This window comes from Bradyrhizobium sp. 142 (assembly GCF_023074015.1).
Taxonomy (GTDB): Bacteria; Pseudomonadota; Alphaproteobacteria; order Rhizobiales; family Xanthobacteraceae; genus Bradyrhizobium.
Genome location: NZ_JADPKQ010000205.1, coordinates 1 through 1,111 on the forward strand (window position 1 = coordinate 1; position 1,111 = coordinate 1,111).

The window sequence follows — 1,111 nt, forward strand, 5'->3', positions numbered from 1 at the left end:
ACGAGTTCGGGCTGGATCACAACGAGAGCAGATCCTGGCATGGCTGGCACCGTCATGTGTCCTTGGTGATGCTCGCCTTCGCCATGATGGCCGCGATCCGCCATCGCGCCAATCCGCCACCGCCCAAAAAAACGAAACGTCGCCCCCCGGCAAAAGCCAAAGCACACCCACGCCGCCACTGATCCGTTGGTCAATCCAGGAAATCCGCCGCATTGCCATCAGACTTGCTCGAAAGCGTATTCAACCCGCACGTATCATCGCATGGTCTTTCTGGCGCAGAGCTCATCAGGCTGCCGCTCAACGCGCTCATGTCAAATCAAAAAGACAACTGTAATGTTAGGGCACGCGTCCACACGTCGCGTTCTTCATTGGTCGTCAGGATCACCAGCGCTCCGAGGCTGGTGCGCTCGGCTTCCAACTCGCGCGTTCGTGGGCTTCGCGCTGCTACGGCCCATTGCCGGATGATAGACTCAAGATCGTGATTTGAGGCGAGGATAAGATCGGGTGGCGACTAGGAATGACCAACATTCAGACCTTCATCTTGGAGCCCGGCACGCCCGAGTTGGCAATGTGCGCGCACTGGCGCGCAGACGCCTTTTCAGTGCTCCAAGCGTCCTTCGAGCAGGAAATGAGGTCGATGGAGCTATTTGCGTCGGATCAGAGCCGCGGTATAGCGGTGGTCGCGAAAGCCGATGGCGAGCCGGTCGGGACGTGTCTTCTGGTCGAGTCAGAGATCGAGCCAAATCATGATGTGTCGCCTTGGCTCGCAGGCTTATTCGTTGTCCCGGAGCATCGGCGGAAAGGCGCTGGTGCAGCGTTGGTCCGAGCGATAGAAGATCAAGCCCGACAACGAGAGTTTTCACGACTTTATCTGTACACTACGGATGCTGTGGGCTTCTACGAGAGGCTCGGCTGGGAAGCGCTGGATCGCACTAACTGGAAGGGCTTCGATACGGCACTAATGGTCCGCGATCTCTAGTCTTACTGAGTCAGAAAGTCGCGATCTTTGATGCTGGAATTGCTGGTATTTTCGGGAGATTCGTTTTTCGGCATGGAGAGCTGGGATGGGTCACCCAAGATCGGACGGGAGTGAATCGCGGTTTGCGGCCTA

At 57.2% G+C, this 1,111-nt stretch carries 1 protein-coding gene and 1 pseudogene; both read left to right on the forward strand.

Going from position 1 to position 1,111, the window contains the following annotated elements; translation table 11 throughout:
* A pseudogene (locus tag IVA82_RS18820) lies at nucleotides 1-182 on the forward strand (IS701 family transposase); the annotation flags it as partial.
* Between the two features lie 335 nt (nucleotides 183-517).
* Nucleotides 518-979, forward strand: a complete 462-nt coding sequence (locus IVA82_RS18825; RefSeq protein WP_247387626.1) for a GNAT family N-acetyltransferase — start codon at nucleotides 518-520, stop codon at nucleotides 977-979.
* Nucleotides 980-1,111 lie beyond the last annotated feature (132 nt).